The organism is Mycobacterium sp. 852013-51886_SCH5428379 (genome assembly GCF_001665575.1).
GTDB lineage: Bacteria > Actinomycetota > Actinomycetes > Mycobacteriales > Mycobacteriaceae > Mycobacterium.
This window is the reverse complement of record NZ_LZSU01000019.1, coordinates 291,790-309,282: the sequence shown is the minus strand read 5'-3', so window position 1 is coordinate 309,282 and position 17,493 is coordinate 291,790. Positions and strand designations below refer to the sequence as shown.

The following is a 17,493-nucleotide window of genomic DNA, read 5'->3' as shown; positions in this document are numbered from 1 at the left end:
GATGAGCGGACAACCGCGTCGCGTGCTCGTCACCGGCGTCGACACCCGGCTGGGCGCCGCCGTGCGTGACCATTTCGCCGAGCGGGGCGCCGTCGTCGAGGGCACCACCGCGAGCATCGATCACACCGACGGAAACGCCGTACGTTCAGCTGTCGCGGACGCGGCGGAGACGATGAGCGGTATCGACGCTCTGGTCGTCGCCCACGGCCTGCCGCGGGTCGCCCGGATCACGGACCAGCCGATGGCCGACTTCTGGCAGCACGTCGACGAAACCCTCACCGGCAGCTTCCTCTACGCCCAGGCCGTTGCCACGCACATGCGCGACGCCGGCACCGGAGGCCGGATGGTGCTGACCACCTCGCGGTGGCACATCGGGGGAGACTCGCTGTCCGCGGTCGCTGCGGCCGCGGGCGGCATCGTCGCCCTGACGAAGACACTGACCCGAGATCTCGGTGCGTTCGGCATCGGGGTCAACGGCGTCGCGATCGGCGGCATCGACTCCGAATGGTCGGTGTGTGACGTCGTCGGCGGCGCGTCGCAACCGCCGCCGCTGGGTCGCATCGGCACCGTCGAGCAGGCGGCAGCCGTCATCGGCCTGCTGTGCAGGCGCGAACTCGGCGCGGCCGTCGGCCAGATCGTCAACCTCGACGGCGGATTATCCCGGAACCGGGTTTAGAAAGGCATTCGATGAACAACCAGAACCCCCGACCCGCGATCGTCGGCCCGGCCGACCCGCAGGTGCAACCGCGGTACGCCGGGTGGACCACCTTCGCCCGGCTGCCCCGACTCGAGGACGTGCCGCGGGCCGACGTCGTCGTGGTGGGCGTCCCCTTCGACAGCGCGGTCACCTACCGACCCGGAGCGCGCTTCGGCCCCAACGCGATTCGGCAGGGTTCCCGCCTGATCCGCGGCTACAACCCCGAACTCGACATCAAACCGTTCGAGGTGTGCCAGTTCGCCGACGCCGGTGACCTCGCGTGCAACCCGTTCGACATCACCGAGGCGGTCGACCAGATCGCCGAGCAATTGACCGATCTGCTGCGCGACGGCACGCGCGCGGTGATCCTCGGCGGCGACCACTCCGTGGCGCTGCCGTCGCTGCGGGCCGCGCACAGCGTCCACGGTCCGATGGCGCTGGTGCACTTCGACGCCCACCTCGACACCTGGGACCGCTACTACGGCGCCGACATCACCCACGGCTCGCCGTTCCGCCGAGCGTTCGAAGAGGGTCTGCTGCTCGACCGCAACGTCCACGTCGGGGTCCGCGGATCCATCTACGACAAACAGGATCTCGTCGAGGACGCCAACTTCGGGTTCTCCGTGGTCACCTGCCGGGACATCGACAAGCTCGGCGCCGAGGGCGTCGTCGACAAGATCCGCGCGCGGGTCGGCGACGCACCGGTGTACGTCTCGGTCGACATCGACGTTCTCGACCCGGCACACGCACCGGGCACCGGCACGCCCGAGGCGGGCGGCATGTCGAGCCGCGAACTGCTCGAGGTGGTGCGCGGCCTGGACGGTGTGAACCTGGTCGCCGTCGACGTCGTCGAGGTCTCTCCCGCCTACGACCATGCGGAGATCACCGCCATCGCGGCGGCGAACGTGACGTGGGAATTCCTGTCCGTCTTCGGAAGAAAGGCACAACGATGACCGCCCCCACCCCCGCCGGTCCGGTGACATGGCCGAACGGCAAACGTTGCGCTGTCGCATTCACCTTCGACGTCGACGCCGAGTGCCCGCTGCTGACCACCGATCTCGCGTTCGCCGACCGGATGGGTGCAATGTCGCACCAGGCCTACGGTCCCCTTGTCGGCGTGCCGCGACTACTCGGCATCCTCGACGAGTTCAAGGTGCAGGGCACCTTCTTCGTCCCTGGCTACACCGCCCACCGGCACCCGGACGCGGTCCGCTCGATCGCCGCGGGCGGCCACGAGATCGCCCACCACGGTTACCTGCACGAATCGCTGGTCGGGGTCAACGAGGCCACCGAACGGGCGATCCTCGAACGAGGCCTGGAAGCGCTCGACGAGATCGCCGGAGTGCGGCCCACCGGCTACCGCGCCCCGATGTGGGAGATGAACTGGCACACACCGAAGTTGTTGGCGGAGTTCGGGTTCCTCTACGACTCCACGCTGATGGATTCCGACCATCCCTACGAACTCGCCGTCGGTGACACCTCGCTGGTCGAGTTGCCGGTGAGCTGGGCGCTCGACGACTGGCAGCAGTACTGCTTCGTGCCCGACTTCTCCGGGACCGGCCTGATCGAGACGCCGGCCAAGGCGATCGAACTGTGGCGCAGCGAGCTCGACGCCATGCGCGACGTCGGCGGTGCGTGGGTCCTGACCAACCATCCGTTCCTGTCCGGCCGTCCCGGCCGGGCCGCCGCACTGCGCGAGTTCATCGGCGAGGTGTGCGCCATGGACGACGTGTGGGTGGCCGGCATGTCCGAGATCGCCGAGCATGTCCGCGCCCAACAGCTGGATCCGCGCACCCTCACCCGTCCCGAACCGACTCCGGTCCCAACCCGACCCTGAGGAGAAGACACCCATGAACCGTGACGCCCTGACCCCCGAGAAGCTGCGCGAGGCCTACCAGCACGTGTGGTTCGTCGTCGCCCGCTCCCAGGACATCCTGACACCGCAATCCGCCACGCTGCTCGACACCAACCTGGTGGTCTTCCGCGATTCGACCGGCGCCGCGCGCGTCACCGACCGGCGGTGCATCCACCGCGGCGCCAATCTCGCCGACGGAAAAGTAGTGGGCGACAACATCCAATGCCCGTACCACGGGTGGCAGTTCGACGGCAGCACCGGAGCGTGCGCCCGCATCCCGTCACTACCCGCCGACGGCCGCATCCCGCCCAAGGCCGCGATCAAGTCCTATCCCGTGATCGAGCGGTTCGGGCACGTGTGGACTTGTCTGGGCGATCCGGTGTTCGACCTGCCGGACCCGCCGGAGATCGCCGACCTCGACCTGGACTGGCGCTCGGCGGAACCGATCCATGCGGACTGCGGGTTCATGGCGGCCACCGAGAACTTCCGTGACATGGCGCATTTCCCGTTCGTCCACGAGCCGTCGATGGGCGAGGTCAACCCCGTGGTGACGGACCTCGAGGTCAAGCGGGACGGCCGCGAGGTGTGGGCGTCCTACTACTACGAGCAGGTCCCCTCCGCGGAGTTCTCCGCGGTCGGCGACGCGTGGATGCACTACCACTCGTATGCGCCCGGAATCGCCACCATCCTCTACGATTTCGGCCCCGAAACCGGTAAGCGCTACCTCGTCGACTTCCCGTCCCCGGTGAGCTACGACAAGTGCATCATCTTCTGGGGAGTGGCCACCGACCGCGACTTCAAGGGCGGCACGGCCGACGAGATCCTGGCCGTCGAGACCATGGTGTTCAACGAGGACACCCCGGTGCTCGAAGGCCTCGAGCCCAAGGAGGTGCCGCTGGCAGGGCAGGCCTTCGAGGTCTCGGCGCCGGCGGACATCTACACGCTGAACTATCGCCGGGCCACGCAGTACGCCGTGCAGACCATCCAGCAGGCGCGCGGGCTCGCTGAGGTGCCCGTCGGCAACGGTCACGTCCACGCGTGAAACTGCGCGTCACTCAACTGCGTTGGGAAGCCGAGGACGTCGTCAGCGTCGTGCTGCGCAGCCCGGCCGGTGACCGCCTACCGACATGGACGCCGGGCGCCCACGTCGCGGTCACGCTGCCGTCGGGGCTGGTGCGGCAATACTCACTGTGCGGGCCGGCCGAGGATCCGTACAGCTACACGATCGCCGTCTTCCTGGTGGGCGACGGTCGGGGTGGATCCCGGGAGATACACCAGCGGCTGCGCATCGGCGAGGTGCTGGACGTGGGGGAGCCGCGTAACGACTTCGCGCTCGCCGAGGCGCCGGGCTACCTGTTCCTGGCCGGTGGTATCGGGATCACCCCGATACTCGCGATGATCGAAGCGCTGCGGGATGGACAGGGCGTCGCCCCGCCGTGGCGGCTGGTCTACGGCGGACGCAGCCGGGCCGCGATGGCGTTCGTCGACCGCCTCGGCACCGTCGACGCCGTCGCCGTGGTGGCGCAGGACGAGGCAGGTCTGCCCGACATCGCCACGGCGCTGGCCGACTGTCCGGCGGGCACCGCGGTCTACTGCTGTGGACCGCCGGCGATGATCGCCGCCGTCCAGGATGCGTGCGCGGCGCACCCCGAGCTGTCCCTGCACGTGGAGCGGTTCGCGGCGGCGGCCAGGGAGGTGCCCGCGGTCGCCGACGGCGCATTCGACGTCGAGTTGGTGCGCAGCGGCGTCACGCTCACGGTGCCGGCCGACCGGAGCGTCCTCGACGCCGTTCTGGAGGTGGCCCCGGACGTCGCCTATTCGTGCGCCGCCGGGTTCTGCGGCACGTGCGAAACGAAGGTGCTCGCCGGTGACGTCGAACACCGCGACGAATTGCTCAGCGAGGACGAACACCAGACGAACGCCACGATGATGATTTGCGTGTCCCGAGCCCGCCCGGGGAGCCGGCTGACGCTCGATCTGTGATCACAAGATCAGCCCCCTAGACTCCGCAGCCATGACGGTGCAGGCAGAGGTCCCGGTGACAACACCCCACGACGGCACCGTCAGCCTGCGCGACCTGCTGTCCCAGCCGGATCTGCACGTCGAGGCCATCGCCTGCGCCGACGACCTCGACCGGCTGATCCGCTACGTGTATCCGACCGAGCTGGTCGACCCGTCGCCATACCTGTCGGGGGCGGAGCTGATCCTCAGTGTCGGGGTGCCGGTGGCCGACCAGTCCGAGGAGGCGATCCGCCGGTACGTCGGCACCCTGACCGATCGCGGCGTCACCGCTCTGCTGGTCGGGCTCGGTGACGTCCTCGACGACGTGCCGACCGCCCTGCCGGCAGCCTGTCGCGAGCTGGATCTGCCGTTGCTGATCCAGCGCGCCGCCGTGCCGTTCCGCCGGATCATCGACTGGGCGGAGTCTCGGCGCGCGGCCGACCGCGAGGCCGATACGTGGGAGCGGGAACTCGGTGCCCTGCTGCGCTGGTTCGTGGCCGGCACCCTCGGTGTCGGCCCGGTCGAATCCGCGTTGGCCCGGTGCGGATTGGCCGGTGGGCCCGTCTCGGTGTGTGCATTCACCGCGGAGTCCCATGTCGACGTCCACGAACTCGTCGACCGACACCACGGCGCCGTCGCGCTGTTCGACGACTGCATCATCGCGCTCTGTCCGCGCAGCGCGGAGTTCACCGCGGCACTGGCGGCCTCGGATCTGGTGTGCGGTGTGGCGATCGGTGCGGACGCCCAGTCGATGGCGTATGCGATCCCCGAGGCCCTCGAGGCGCTGCACGAGGCGACCCGGTGGCGGCGCACGGTGCATATCGACGAGATCGCTACCCTCGACGGTCTGCTGGCCGCGGTCCCCAAGGTTCGCCTGGTGCCGTTCGTGCACCGGCTGCTCGTTCCGCTGGTTGACCACGACAAAGGCAACAACTCCTATCTGGTGGCCTCGCTGGAGGCGTTCCTGACGCCCGCCAACGACCTCACCGCGGCGGCCAACCAGCTCTACGTCCACGTGAACACACTGCGCAACCGGTTGGCGAAGATCGCCGAACTGACCGGGGCGAATCCGCTGGTCGAGACGGACCGCATCAACTTCCGCATCGCGCTCTGGGCCGCGCGCAACATGGGCATGGGCGATGGCGCCGCACCCCGTGGCGACGCCGCGTCGCTCAACGCGAAACCCCGGCCGCACAACACTTTTGGTTCGCAGAGCCGGGCTACTCGACCCCCTGCGCCGGGCGCGGGGACACCCTCGGCCCTGTAGGTCGCCACACCGCGGTCGCGAACCGGTTGTGGGGTTCTCCAACTGGCGCGCAGACCGTCCGGGCGCTGGGTAGGGTGTGAATCACCGGCACCGATCACAGTGAGGAAAAGCCTTGATTCTCTATGTCTTTCGCTGTGAAGCCGGGTGCGGCACCACGCAGCAGATGCATCCGATGCTCGACCGGCCCGACACGGTCGAGTGTCCCGAGTGCGGTGCCTCGGCCCGCCGGATGATCGCGGCGCCGAAGCTGGGCCGCGCCGGCGGTGCGGCGATGGCCCTCCAGGATGCGACGCGGGCCACCGCCGACCGTCCCGCGGTCGTCACCGCACCGCCCCCGGCGACGGGCCGGCGACCTGTCAGCACCAACCCGTTGCACCGCAAGCTCCCGCGACCGTAGAAGGAGATCCCATGCCCGACATCGTGTTTCCCCTCGATTCGACGAAGAAGTTCACCGAGCAGGAGAAGCTGGGCCACAACCGCTGGCATCCCGACATCCCGGCCGCGGTGACGGTCAAGAAGGGCGACTCGTTCCGGGTGCACTGCCGCGAATGGTTCGACGGGGCGATCCACAACGACGATTCGGCCGACGACATCCTCAACGCGCCGCTGACCACCGTGCACGTGCTGTCCGGTCCGATCGCGGTGGAGGGCGTCAAACCCGGCGACCTGCTCATCGTCGACATCCTCGACGTCGGGCCGATCCCGCAGGAGGACTCCGGACCGCTGGCGGGGCAGGGCTGGGGCTACACCGGCATCTTCCCGACCCAGAACGGCGGCGGGTTCCTCACCGAACAGTTCCCCGACGCCTACAAGGCGATCTGGGATTTCTCCGGTCAGAAGGCGACCTCGCGGCACGTGCCGGGCGTCGAGTTCACCGGCATCGTGCACCCCGGTCTGATGGGCACCGCGCCGTCGCGCGACCTGCTCTCGACGTGGAACACCCGGGAGGCCGCGCTGATCGCGACCGATCCCGACCGGGTGCCGCCCCTGGCGCTCCCGCCCGAACCGCAGGACGCCATCCTCGGCGGCCTGACCGGTGACGCGTTCACCCGGGCCGCTGCCGAAGCCGCCCGCACGGCACCGCCGCGGGAGAACGGCGGAAACCAGGACATCAAGAACCTCACCAAGGGCAGCCGGATCTTCTATCCGGTGTTCGTCGACGGCGCGAACCTGTCGGTGGGCGATCTGCACTTCTCCCAGGGCGACGGCGAGATCACGTTCTGCGGCGCCATCGAGATGGGCGGCTTCATCGACCTGCGGGTGGACGTGATCCCCGGTGGCATGGAGACCTACGGTGTCAGCGAGAACGCGATCTTCATGCCCGGCAACACCGACCCGCAGTACTCGGAGTGGCTGGCGTTCTCCGGGACGTCGGTGACCCTCGACGGCGAACAGCGGTACCTGGACTCACATCTGTCGTACCAGCGAGCCTGCCTGCACGCGATCGACTACCTGACGAAGTTCGGCTACAGCCCCGAACAGGCCTATCTGCTGCTCGGCGCCGCGCCGATCGAGGGCCGGCTGTCCGGGGTGGTCGACATCCCGAACGCCTGTGCCACGGTGTACATCCCGACGGCGATCTTCGATTTCCCGGTCGAGCCGACGGCGGCCGGTCCGGTCAAGATCGACCCGGGCATCGGGGCGCCGCACTCGGCGTTCTGAGTCATCAGCTCGTCAGGAAGGCGCCGATCTCGCGCGCCGTCCGTTCCGGCTGGTCCAGCATGAGCAGCACGTAGGCGTCGTCGACGTAGCGCAGCGTGCCGCCGGTCAGCTCGGTCAGGCGGCGCGCATGGTCGTCGGGCATCACGGGATTGCGGGTCCACAGCACCAATACGTCGCCGTCGAACGCCGCGAGGCGTTCGGTGGCGCGTACCAACTCGGCGTCCACGAAGCGCGTTGCGCAGTAGCGCACCAGATCCCGGCGGATCCGTTCGTCGGCGAGCGCGGCGTCCAGCCAGGCGTCGACGATGTGTTGCGGCACCGGCTTTTTGGCCATCATTCCGAACATCAGCCGACGGCGGCGCAGCCAGCCGACCTTGAGTTGTCGCATCGCGATTGCGACGGTCAGCGGGCTGCGGCTGGCCAGCCACGCCACCTTGCCCGGCCACCCCGGCGGGAAGTTCTCGAACGCCTCCGACGGGCAGATGACCATCCGCGCCACGCGCTTGTCTCGCCCCATGTCGGTGAGGAAGAGCGGGCCGCCCCAGTCGGTGACGACCAGGGTGACATCGACGAGATCCAGCGCGTCGAGAAAGTCCGCGACGACGCCGACCATGCCGGCCAGGGTGAGATCGGCGTCGGCACGCATGGGGATGCGGTGGCCCCCGAGCGGCAGCACCGGCAGCAGGTACCGGAAGCCGGGCGGCAGCGCCGGCAGGGCGAGGTCCCACACCGTGTCGTTCATGAGCAGCCCGTGCAGCAGCACCACCGGCGGTCCGTCGGGATCGCCCTCCTCCCGGTACTCGATGGTCCCTGCGGTGACGTCGACGGTGCGCATGGCGATCCCTCCGGCTAGAACGACCATTCTAGAACGTATGCTCTAGTGTGTACCCGGGAGGTGACGGTGGCAAGGTCTACGCGCGAATCGATCCTGACCGCGGCCGCGGAACTGATGCGCCGACGCGGTTACGGCGCCGTCGGGATGAAGGACATCGCGGCTGCCTCCGGTGCGCCGATCGGATCGCTCTACCACCACTTTCGCGGCGGCAAGGTGCAGATCGCCCGCGAGGCGCTCATCAACGCCGGAGCCGCGTACGCGCTGCTCATCCCGTCGGTGGTCGACGGCTACACCGATTTGGGTGCCGCGCTGCAGGGCGTCTTCGAACAGGCTGCGCAGGACATGGCCGCCACCGGGTTCGCCAACATGTGCCCGATCGCCTCCGTCGCCGCGGAGATCGCCGACACCGTCGAGGAACTGCGCGAAGCGACCGCCGGCGTCTTCACCGGATGGCTCGACGGCGGCACCGCGTACTTCACCACACGCGGTTTGGCACCCGCCCGGGCTCGGGAGGTGACCGTCGCCCTCGTCGCCGCCCTGGAGGGCGCGTTCGTCCTCGCCCGCACGTTGCGCGACGTCGAACCGCTACTGGCGGCGGGGCGGATTCTCGGACCGCAGTTCCGCGGGGTGGAATTGATCGCCGCTTCCGCCGGCGTCGAGGGGTCGTCTCGATCTAAGCTCTGAATTCGTGGCTGTGGTCGTCGACCCCAACGGCAGAGAGTGGTCCGTGCACCGCGTGTGGTGGCCGTTCCCCGGCGTTCTCGACCTGCACCTCGACCTGATCGCCCTGCTGCTCGCGTTGCCGTTCGTGGCGCTCTGGCCGTTCTGGGTGGCCGCGAAGTGGCTCGGGATCCGCTGGACGATCGTCATCGAGCGCGACGGCGAGGAGGTGGGCCGAGAACTCGTCCGCGGCTGGCAGCGGTCCCAGGGGCGTATCGCCGCACTGGCACTCGAGGTGTCGCAGGGCGCGCGTTCCGGCCGGTTCGTGATCTGACTTCTAGGCTGTCGTCGTGCCGCATTTCAAAGATGCCGAAGGTGTGCGCTGGTCGGTGCGCCGCCGCTGGATGCCGTTGATCGACCACCTCGACGACATGGTGTCGTGGGGGAGCGGCTGGTTCGGCGTGCTGATGTTCGTGATCGCGCTGCCGTTCGTACTCGCGTGGCCCTTCTGGCTGCTCGGCAAGTTCGTCGGCGTGCCGTGGAAGGTGGTCGTCCGGCGGGACGGAGACGATTTCGCCGAGGAGAAGATCAAGGGCTGGCGGGCCTCGGGTGAGCGCGTCGACGAGATCGTCCACGGGCTGAAGGTATCGGGCGAGGTGCCGCCGCCCGGCCAGCCACCGCAGGATCTGCGCCCCTACGCCTGAGCGGTGTGTCACTACCGCGGTCGGTCACCCCGGACCGCTAAGGTATCGAACACGTGTTCTGGCGAAAGGGTGTGGCGTGCGGGTGATGGGCGTCGATCCCGGCTTGACGCGCTGCGGGCTGTCGGTCATCGAAAGCGGCCGCGGTCGCCAGGTCATCGCGCTCGACGTGGACGTGGTGCGTACCCCCTCTGGTGAGCAGCTGCACCGTCGGCTGCTGACGATCAGCGACACCGTCGAGTACTGGATGGACACCCACCGGCCCGATGTCGTGGCCATCGAGCGGGTGTTCGCCAACCAGAACGCCAACACCGCCATGGGGACCGCGCAGGCCGGGGGCGTGATCGCGCTGGCCGCGGCCAAGCGGGACATCGACGTGCACTTCCACACGCCCAGCGAGGTGAAGGCGGCGGTGACCGGCAACGGGCGGGCGGACAAGGCCCAGGTGACCGCCATGGTCACGAAGATCCTTGCGCTGCAGGCGAAGCCGACCCCCGCCGACGCCGCCGACGCGCTCGCGCTGGCGATCTGCCATTGCTGGCGCGCCCCGATGATCGCGCGGATGGCCGCCGCGGAGGCGATGGCCGCCGAACAGCGTCGGGCCTACGCGGCCCGACTGAAGGCGGCGAAGTGATCGCCTCGGTGCGCGGCGAGGTGATCGACATCGCCCTCGACCACGCCGTGATCGAAGCGTCCGGCGTCGGCTACAAGGTGATGGCCACGCCGTCGACCCTGGCGACGCTGCGGCGCGGTGCCGAATCGCGGCTCATCACCGCGATGATCGTGCGCGAGGACTCGATGACGCTCTACGGCTTCGCCGACGGCGATGCGCGCGACCTGTTCTCCACGCTGCTCGGGGTGTCCGGTGTCGGCCCGAAGATCGCGCTGGCGACGCTGGCGGTGTACGACGCCCAGACGTTGCGCCAGGCGCTCGCCGACGGCGACGTGACGGCGCTGACGCGGGTGCCGGGCATCGGCAAGCGCGGTGCCGAGCGGATGGTGCTGGAACTGCGCGACAAGATCGGTGCGGTGGCCGCGGGGCCCGGCGTGACGGCGGCCGGCGGACACGCCGTACGCGGTCCTGTGGTGGAAGCGCTTGTCGGACTGGGCTTCCCGGCTAAACAGGCCGAGGAGGCCACAGACAAGGTGCTGGCCGCCGACCCGGAGGCCACCACCTCGAGCGCATTGCGGTCGGCGCTGTCGATGCTGGGGAAGAAGTAGTGGGCCGCTTCGACGAGGACACGCCTCCCGAACCCGAGGACAGGGACGTCTCACCGGCGTTGACCGTCGGCGAGGGCGACATCGACGCCAGCCTGCGGCCCCGGTCGCTCGGTGAGTTCATCGGCCAGCCCCGGGTGCGCGAACAGCTCCAACTGGTCCTCGAGGGGGCCAAGAACCGCGGCGGTACCCCCGATCACATCCTGCTGTCCGGCCCGCCCGGGCTCGGCAAGACGTCGCTGGCGATGATCATCGCCGCCGAGCTCGGTTCGTCGCTGCGACTGACCTCCGGGCCCGCGCTGGAACGGGCCGGTGATCTCGCCGCGATGCTGTCGAACCTCATCGAGGGTGACGTGCTGTTCATCGACGAGATCCACCGCATCGCGCGACCGGCCGAGGAGATGCTCTACCTCGCGATGGAGGATTTCCGCGTCGACGTCGTCGTCGGCAAGGGGCCCGGCGCCACGTCGATCCCCTTGGAGGTGGCGCCGTTCACGCTCGTCGGCGCCACCACCCGATCGGGCGCGCTGACCGGCCCGCTGCGCGACCGATTCGGCTTCACCGCCCACATGGACTTCTACGAACCCGCCGAGCTGGAACGGGTGCTGGCCCGGTCGGCCGGGATCCTCGGCATCCAACTCGGCGCCGAGGCGGGGGCGGAGATCGCGCGCCGGTCCCGCGGTACACCCCGCATCGCGAACCGCTTGCTGCGCCGCGTCCGCGACTACGCCGAGGTGCGCGCCGACGGGGTGATCACCCGCGATATCGCCAAGGCGGCGCTGGCGGTCTACGACGTCGACGAACTGGGCCTGGATCGCCTGGACCGGGCGGTGCTCTCGGCGCTGACCCGCAGCTTCGGTGGCGGACCCGTCGGAGTGTCGACGCTGGCGGTCGCGGTGGGCGAGGAGGCCACGACCGTCGAGGAGGTGTGCGAACCGTTCCTGGTGCGGGCGGGCATGATCGCGCGGACCCCGCGCGGCCGGGTGGCCACGACGCTGGCATGGACGCATCTCGGGCTGACCCCACCCAGCGGCGTCAGCGGACTCGGCCAACCCGGGCTGTACGACTGACGGTCAGGACAGCCGCGACATCGGCGTATCGGCGAAATGGATCCGATTGCCGCCGGCTCGCTTCGCCTCGTACATCGCGGTGTCCGCCGCGGCGATCAGGCCCTCGATCAGATCCCGCGGCGTCTCGGCGACCCGCGTCAGACCGGTGCTCGAGACGCCGAGGCTGGCCGTGATGTTCCACGACGTCGCGGCGATGGCCGCGCGGAGCCGTTCGGAGTTCTCGGCGAGCGCGCCGGGCGCGGCGATGGCGGCGACCAGGAACTCCTCGCCGCCGATCCGGCCGACCACCGCGTCGTCTCCGGCGGCCTTGCGCAGACTGTCGGCGACGGCGATGAGGATCATGTCGCCGACCGCGTGGCCGTAGGTGTCGTTGGCCTGTTTGAACGCATCGAGATCGACCATCACCACGGTGAAGCTGCGATCGGGATCTCCGGCCGCTCCGGTCAGCAGATCACGCGCCGCGCGGTGAAATCCGCGCCGGTTCCGCAGCCCGGTCAGCGCGTCGATCGAGGATCTCAGCGCGTCCACCGACAGCCAGTTGACCAGCACCTGACCACAGAACGGCACCGCGAGGATGGCGCCGGTCATCACCATCAGCTTCGACAGCGCCATGGCCGGGTCGCCCTCGGACGCGATGCGCACCGCGCACGCGGTGGCCGTCGCCAACGAGATGGCCAGGGTGATCGTCAGGTAGCGCGGGGAGTGGAAGAACCCGACGTACCCCGCCAGCCCGATGAAGGCGGCGCACCCGAGGAGGCCGGCGCGCGGATCCGAGTCGGCCAGACACGCCCCGGCGAGCGCGACGGTACCCAGCAGCGAGAACACCTCGGAGCGGCGGCGATCCGGCCAGCGCCACACATAGCCGACGGCGACGATGATCAGCACGGCGGTCACCACATCCGAGGCGACCCGTTCGGCGATGGTGGCCGGGCCGGCCGGGCTGAACCTCATCAGTAGTGTGGCCGCCGCGAGCAGCGTCAGGATTCCGGCCAGGATGTAGCGGGCCGCATGGGTCAGGCCACGGGCGGCCAGATAGCCCGTGAGCCAGTCATAGTGGTCCGGCTGTCGCCACCACAGGTGGATTCCGCGCACCACTCCTCGCTCCCGACGTCCACCCGCATGCTACGCGGGCAGCCGCGGACGTCAGAGCAGTCCGAGCAACTCCAGATCGGTCGCGTATTTCACGATCACTGGCGGCGTCACGTGCGGAATGTCCTTGTCGGGACCGATCTTGGCCTCCTGGACGGCGGCCCGGAACCGTTCGGTCGGCGCCATGGCCCCGTTCAGCGGACGCTCCGCTCGCCGGTAGTTGTGCAGCAGGGGCAGCAACGAGTACTGGCGCTGCCGCTCCGGCAGCGCCCGCACCGCGGTCTCGAACCGGGTGAGCCAGGCGTCGTAGCCCGCGACCCGGTCGATGCGGTAGCCCGCGTCGACCAGCCAGTCGACGAACTGATCCAGTCCGATGCCGTCGTCGTACGGGTTCATCACGTGGAAGGTGGCGAAGCCGGTGCCGGATTCGCTGACCGCCTGCGCGCCCAGGGTGTCGATCGCCTCGGCGATGAACTCCACCGGCAGCCCGTCGTAGTGGGCGCGCTGCGGCCGGCCCGCCTCGTCGAGTTCGTAGAACGACTCGGGTGCGATGCCGGTCGCCACCAGGCTCAGGATCGTCCGGGTGAACATGTCGGGCAGATTCAGCTGTCCGGCATAGGTGGTGTCGGCCAGGATCATGTCGCAGCGGAACACCGCCACGGGCAACCCGCACAGGTCGTGCGCCTCGCGCAGCAGCACCTCACCGGCCCACTTGCTGTTGCCGTAGCCGTTCGCGTAACTGTCGTCGACGGCGCGGGTCGGGCTGATCTCCCGGACGTCGCCGTCCTCGATGAACCGTCCCGGGGCGACGCCGGCGCCCACGCCGATCGTCGACACGTAGGTGAACGGCTTGAGCTTGGCGGTGAGGGCCAACCGGATCAGCTCCGCGGTGCCCAGCGCGTTGGGGCCGAACAGCTGCCGGTAGGGCAGCACGTGGTTGACCAGCGCGGCCGGATCGACGATCAGATCGACCGTCTCGGCGAGGCTCCGCCACACCGGCTGCGGCAGGCCCAGATCGGCGTCGCCCTTGTCGCCGGCGAGCACCTCGAGGAATTCGGACAGCCGCCGGTAGTGCTCCAGGAGCTTCGGGTCACCGCTGTCGAAGGTGTCGTCGAGGCGCTGTCGCGCGGCCGCGTCGTCCTTGGCGCGGACCAGGCAGACGACCTTTCCGCCGACCAGGGACATCCGCTCGAGCCAGTCCAGGGCGAGGTAGCGCCCGAGGAACCCGGTCGCCCCTGTGAGCAGAACGGTGCGCACCTCTCCGGTGGGGGCAGGTAGCGCCGTTGCGGCGCTGAGGGTTTCGGCGTCGATGAACTTGTCCAGGGTGAGGTCGCGGGCGCGCACGACGGTCGCGTCCCGGCCGTGCACGGAGTCGTACGTCGGCCGCTTTCCGGCCGACGACCGTTGCGCCTCGATGTACCCGGCGATCGCCGCCAGGTCGTTGGCGGGGCTGACGATGACACCCACGGGCACGTCGATGTCGAAGACGTCGTTGAGCAGGTTGCCGAACGTCAACGCCGACAGGGAATCTCCACCGAGGTCGGTGAAGTGCGCATCCGATCGCACGTCCGTGCCCGCGGCGCCCAGCAGTGCGGCGGCCGCGCGGCTCACGGTCTCCAGCACGGGGCGTTGCTGCGCGCCCTCGCGGACGGCGCGCAGTTCGGCGGCCTGATCGTCGGCGAGGTCGGTATAGAGCTGTTCCAGCTGCGGGCCATAGCGCTCCTTGAGCTTCGGGCGAGCCAGCTTGCGGATACCGGTCAGCAGACCGTTCTCCAGCGTGAAGGGTTCGGTCTCGACGATGAGGTCACGCGGAATTTCGTAGGACTGCAACCCGGCCTCGCGGGCCGTGGACAGCAGCGCCTCCGACAGTGCCGCGCGCAGGGCAGCGTCGTCGCCGCCTGACCGTTCGAGCGCGGCCTCGGTGGGGACCACGACCGCCAGGAGATACGAGCGGGCGCTGTTGCCGTACAGATAGATCTGGCGCACCAGCGGGCTGGCACCGAAAACGGCCTCGAGGGTCGACACGGCGACGAACTCGCCCTGTGACAACTTGAGGACGTTGTTGCGCCGGTCCAGGTACTTCAGCTGATCGGGCCCGGTCTCAGCGACGATGTCACCGGTCCGGTAGTAGCCGTCCTCGTCGAACACCTCGGCGGTGATCTCCGGGCGCCGGTAGTAGCCCGGGATGAGATCGTCGGACTTGACCAGCAGCTCGCCGCGCGGGAACGGCCGATCGGTGTGGAAGTAGCCGAGGTCGGGGACGTCGACGAGTTTGTAGTCGCGCACCGGCGGACGGCGCACGTGGCCGTCGACGAACACTCCGCCGGCTTCGGTGGAGCCGTAGCCCTCGATCAGCGGCAGATCCAGGAAGTCCTCCACCCATGCCTTGAGTTCCGGGCTGATGGGTGCCGAACCGGTCAGCGCGCTGACCCCGCGGTCGCCGACGAGTTGGCTGCGCAGGTCGGCGAGATCCGTTCCGTCGCGGGCGATTCGACTCTGGGCCTCCTGGAAGAGCATCTCCCAGATGCGGGGGACGAAGTTCATCTGCGTGGGCCGTACCAGCGCAACGTCCTCGAGGAAGGTCGACAGGTCGCTGCGAGCGGCGAAGTACACGGTGCCGCCGGCCGCGAGTGCGGCGTAGAGGATGCCGCGGCCCATCATGTGGCTCATCGGCATGAACGACAGCGTGATCGCCGGCGTCACGCTCTGCTGGCCCCACGCCTGACGCGCGGACGTCCGCCACGAATTGGCCACCAGCCGTTCGGGATACATCGCGCCCTTGGGCGTGCCGGTGCTGCCGGAGGTGTAGACGAGCAGCATCAGCGGGTCCGGGTCGGCCGGGATGTGCGGTGCCGCGGCGGGCAGGGTGCGCCCCCGCGCGATGACGTCGGTCAGCGACTCGACGGCGACACCGGCACTCGACAGCGCCGATGCCGCGGCCGTCACGGCCTCCCGGTCGGCGTCGACGCGGGCGTCGTGGTCGAACACGACGAGGCGCCGCGGTGTGAAGCCCGTGCGGGCGAGGTCGACGGCGTCATCGAGGAAGTCGACGGCGGCGAAGAGCGCCACCGGCTCGGTCTCGACCAGGATGGGCTGCAGGGAGGTGACGGCCGCGCTGGTCTGTAGCGGTACCGCCACCGCACCGACGACGTTGAGCGCCATGTCGATGATCGTGTAGTCGACGCTGGTGAAACCCAGCACCGCGACGCGGTCGCCGGGCCGCACGACGCGGTCGGCCAGCGCGGCGGCCACCGCGCGGACCCGGTCCCACGTCTCGCGGTAGGTGATGGTGTCGAACCGGGGGAGCAGTTCGGCGGAGGTGCGCCCGGCGGCGTCGGTGACGTACTCGACGGCGCGCCGGCCCAGCGCGGGCCGTTCGGCGTAGGCCTCCATGACGGCGCGGACGATGTCATGGAGCCGCAGGCCTGGCTGGTCGACGGCGGCGCCGACGACGGGGTCGGGCCGGGCGGCGGCGAACTGCGGATCGGAGGCGTAGAGATCGGCGATGCGCCGGTCGAGGCGCGCTTCGCGACCGTCGGGGGAATACGAAGTCGACACAGCGGCTCCTCACGTCGAAGGGTGGGGGACGGACGCTCCGTTGCGCCTAATGGAAAATACGTTAGCAACGCTAAATGTATTCCTGGAGCGCGCTGTGAGTTCGCTGGGAGGAATGGGCGTTAGGGCGTGACCCCCGCGGGGTATCCGGCCTCCACAACCCCAGGAGGCATCATGATCGGCTCACAACACCCCGAACGTCCGCGCGGCGGACGGATGACGATTCCCCGCAGCCGCGGTGCAACCAGCGGTTTCCTGCTGATCCTGCTCGGTCTCTGGGGTGCCCTCGTACCCTTCGTCGGCCCCTACTTCGACTTCGCCTTCACCCCGGACTCGCCGTGGGCCTGGACCACCGGCCGCGGTTGGCTGGAAGTGCTGCCCGGTGTGGTCACGATCATCGGTGGCATCCTGCTGCTGACGTCGCGCAACCGCGCCACGGCGATGCTCGGCGGGTGGCTGACCGTGGCCGCGGGCGCGTGGTTCGTCATCGGCCGCGCCCTGGCGGGACCGCTGAATCTCGGGAACGCCGGTTCTCCGGTCGCCACCGCGGAGACCAAGCGGGTGTGGCTGGAGTTGACATACTTCTACGGCCTCGGCGCCCTGATCATCTTCCTCGGCGCGGTGGCCGTCGGCCGGTTGTCCATCCGCAGCGCCCGCGACATCGCCTACGCCCAGCGCCCGGTCGCGACCCCGGCCGCCGGGGTCGCGGACGCCCCGGTGTCCCAGCCGCTCCCGGTGACCGATCAGCACATGCTGGCCAACCAGAAGACGGAGGTCGTCGGCCCGACGTACGAGAACCGTCCGCGCCGCGGCCTGCTGAGCCGGCTGCGTCCGGGTCGTCGCCGCGACAACCTCGTCCACCACTGATCCAGCCGGTCGCGAA

The 17,493-nt window shown here is 69.5% G+C and carries 18 protein-coding genes; 15 read left to right on the top strand and 3 right to left on the bottom strand.

Annotated elements, in window-relative coordinates; translation table 11 throughout:
• Position 1 precedes the first annotated feature (1 nt).
• From A5757_RS08840 to fmdA, 8 genes are all read left to right on the top strand, one after another.
• A complete protein-coding gene (locus A5757_RS08840) occupies positions 2-676 on the top strand; it encodes an SDR family NAD(P)-dependent oxidoreductase (protein ID WP_066831536.1) in 675 nt (224 codons plus the stop codon).
• Between the two features lie 11 nt (positions 677-687).
• Complete coding sequence (speB, locus tag A5757_RS08835) at positions 688-1,650, top strand: agmatinase (RefSeq protein ID WP_066831533.1); 963 nt, start codon at positions 688-690, stop codon at positions 1,648-1,650.
• Positions 1,647-2,534, top strand: coding sequence for a polysaccharide deacetylase (locus A5757_RS08830; RefSeq protein WP_066831530.1), 888 nt, complete (start codon positions 1,647-1,649; stop codon positions 2,532-2,534). Before speB ends, A5757_RS08830 begins: the two co-directional genes overlap by 4 nt.
• A 13-nt stretch (positions 2,535-2,547) precedes the next feature.
• Complete coding sequence (locus A5757_RS08825) at positions 2,548-3,594, top strand: aromatic ring-hydroxylating dioxygenase subunit alpha (RefSeq protein ID WP_066831527.1); 1,047 nt, start codon at positions 2,548-2,550, stop codon at positions 3,592-3,594.
• The gene (locus tag A5757_RS08820; protein WP_066831524.1) at positions 3,591-4,535 is read left to right on the top strand and encodes a PDR/VanB family oxidoreductase; all 945 of its coding nucleotides are present in this window, start codon (positions 3,591-3,593) and stop codon (positions 4,533-4,535) included. The genes A5757_RS08825 and A5757_RS08820 overlap by 4 nt, the downstream gene beginning before the upstream one ends.
• A gap of 31 nt (positions 4,536-4,566) precedes the next feature.
• A complete protein-coding gene (locus A5757_RS08815) occupies positions 4,567-5,820 on the top strand; it encodes a PucR family transcriptional regulator (RefSeq protein WP_066831516.1) in 1,254 nt (417 codons plus the stop codon).
• 172 nt (positions 5,821-5,992) lie between these two features.
• Complete coding sequence (locus A5757_RS08810; protein ID WP_369815924.1) at positions 5,993-6,217, top strand: zinc ribbon domain-containing protein; 225 nt, start codon at positions 5,993-5,995, stop codon at positions 6,215-6,217.
• Between the two features lie 11 nt (positions 6,218-6,228).
• Positions 6,229-7,482 (top strand): formamidase, encoded by a 1,254-nt coding sequence (fmdA, locus tag A5757_RS08805; RefSeq protein WP_066831511.1) that lies wholly within the window; start codon positions 6,229-6,231, stop codon positions 7,480-7,482.
• 4 nt (positions 7,483-7,486) lie between these two features.
• Here fmdA and A5757_RS08800 read toward each other — a convergent pair whose 3' ends face one another.
• Positions 7,487-8,317 carry an alpha/beta fold hydrolase gene (locus tag A5757_RS08800; RefSeq protein WP_066831509.1) on the bottom strand — a complete coding sequence of 277 codons (831 nt, stop codon included), beginning with the start codon at positions 8,315-8,317 and terminating at the stop codon, positions 7,487-7,489.
• Positions 8,318-8,383: 66 nt separating this feature from the next.
• On the opposite strand from A5757_RS08800, the gene A5757_RS08795 reads away from it, so the two are divergent.
• From A5757_RS08795 to ruvB, 6 genes are all read left to right on the top strand, one after another.
• A complete protein-coding gene (locus A5757_RS08795) occupies positions 8,384-9,001 on the top strand; it encodes a TetR/AcrR family transcriptional regulator (protein WP_082929382.1) in 618 nt (205 codons plus the stop codon).
• 4 nt (positions 9,002-9,005) lie between these two features.
• Complete coding sequence (locus A5757_RS23140; RefSeq protein WP_156618252.1) at positions 9,006-9,311, top strand: hypothetical protein; 306 nt, start codon at positions 9,006-9,008, stop codon at positions 9,309-9,311.
• Positions 9,312-9,327: 16 nt separating this feature from the next.
• On the top strand, positions 9,328-9,681 hold the full coding sequence (locus A5757_RS23135; RefSeq protein WP_156618250.1) for a hypothetical protein: 354 nt from the start codon (positions 9,328-9,330) through the stop codon (positions 9,679-9,681).
• A 76-nt stretch (positions 9,682-9,757) separates the two neighbouring features.
• Positions 9,758-10,312: a crossover junction endodeoxyribonuclease RuvC gene (gene ruvC / locus A5757_RS08785; RefSeq protein WP_066831496.1), complete on the top strand. Its 555-nt coding sequence runs from the start codon at positions 9,758-9,760 to the stop codon at positions 10,310-10,312.
• Positions 10,309-10,899, top strand: a complete 591-nt coding sequence (gene ruvA / locus A5757_RS08780) for a Holliday junction branch migration protein RuvA (RefSeq protein WP_066831493.1) — start codon at positions 10,309-10,311, stop codon at positions 10,897-10,899. Before ruvC ends, ruvA begins: the two co-directional genes overlap by 4 nt.
• A complete protein-coding gene (gene ruvB, locus A5757_RS08775) occupies positions 10,899-11,966 on the top strand; it encodes a Holliday junction branch migration DNA helicase RuvB (protein WP_066831490.1) in 1,068 nt (355 codons plus the stop codon). The genes ruvA and ruvB overlap by 1 nt, the downstream gene beginning before the upstream one ends.
• A 3-nt stretch (positions 11,967-11,969) precedes the next feature.
• On the opposite strand, the gene A5757_RS08770 is transcribed toward ruvB, so the two are convergent.
• Together A5757_RS08770 and car are read right to left on the bottom strand one after the other, a co-directional pair.
• Positions 11,970-13,058: a GGDEF domain-containing protein gene (locus tag A5757_RS08770; RefSeq protein ID WP_066832302.1), complete on the bottom strand. Its 1,089-nt coding sequence runs from the start codon at positions 13,056-13,058 to the stop codon at positions 11,970-11,972.
• 51 nt (positions 13,059-13,109) lie between these two features.
• On the bottom strand, positions 13,110-16,613 hold the full coding sequence (gene car, locus A5757_RS08765) for a carboxylic acid reductase (RefSeq protein ID WP_066831487.1): 3,504 nt from the start codon (positions 16,611-16,613) through the stop codon (positions 13,110-13,112).
• A 171-nt stretch (positions 16,614-16,784) separates the two neighbouring features.
• Between car and A5757_RS08760 the strand changes: the two genes are divergently transcribed.
• Positions 16,785-17,477 (top strand): hypothetical protein, encoded by a 693-nt coding sequence (locus A5757_RS08760; protein ID WP_066831484.1) that lies wholly within the window; start codon positions 16,785-16,787, stop codon positions 17,475-17,477.
• Positions 17,478-17,493: the final 16 nt, after the last annotated feature.

What these genes read in the sequence shown, in the direction of transcription:
- A5757_RS08840 (WP_066831536.1), top strand. Translation starts at nt 2, where the DNA reads ATGAGCGGACAACCGCGTCGCGTGCTCGTCACCGGCGTCGACACCCGG.
- speB (WP_066831533.1), top strand. Translation starts at nt 688, where the DNA reads ATGAACAACCAGAACCCCCGACCCGCGATCGTCGGCCCGGCCGACCCG.
- A5757_RS08830 (WP_066831530.1), top strand. Translation starts at nt 1,647, where the DNA reads ATGACCGCCCCCACCCCCGCCGGTCCGGTGACATGGCCGAACGGCAAA.
- A5757_RS08825 (WP_066831527.1), top strand. Translation starts at nt 2,548, where the DNA reads ATGAACCGTGACGCCCTGACCCCCGAGAAGCTGCGCGAGGCCTACCAG.
- A5757_RS08815 (WP_066831516.1), top strand. Translation starts at nt 4,567, where the DNA reads ATGACGGTGCAGGCAGAGGTCCCGGTGACAACACCCCACGACGGCACC.
- A5757_RS08810 (WP_369815924.1), top strand. Translation starts at nt 5,993, where the DNA reads ATGCTCGACCGGCCCGACACGGTCGAGTGTCCCGAGTGCGGTGCCTCG.
- fmdA (WP_066831511.1), top strand. Translation starts at nt 6,229, where the DNA reads ATGCCCGACATCGTGTTTCCCCTCGATTCGACGAAGAAGTTCACCGAG.
- A5757_RS08800 (WP_066831509.1), bottom strand. Translation starts at nt 8,317, where the DNA reads ATGCGCACCGTCGACGTCACCGCAGGGACCATCGAGTACCGGGAGGAG.
- A5757_RS08760 (WP_066831484.1), top strand. Translation starts at nt 16,785, where the DNA reads ATGATCGGCTCACAACACCCCGAACGTCCGCGCGGCGGACGGATGACG.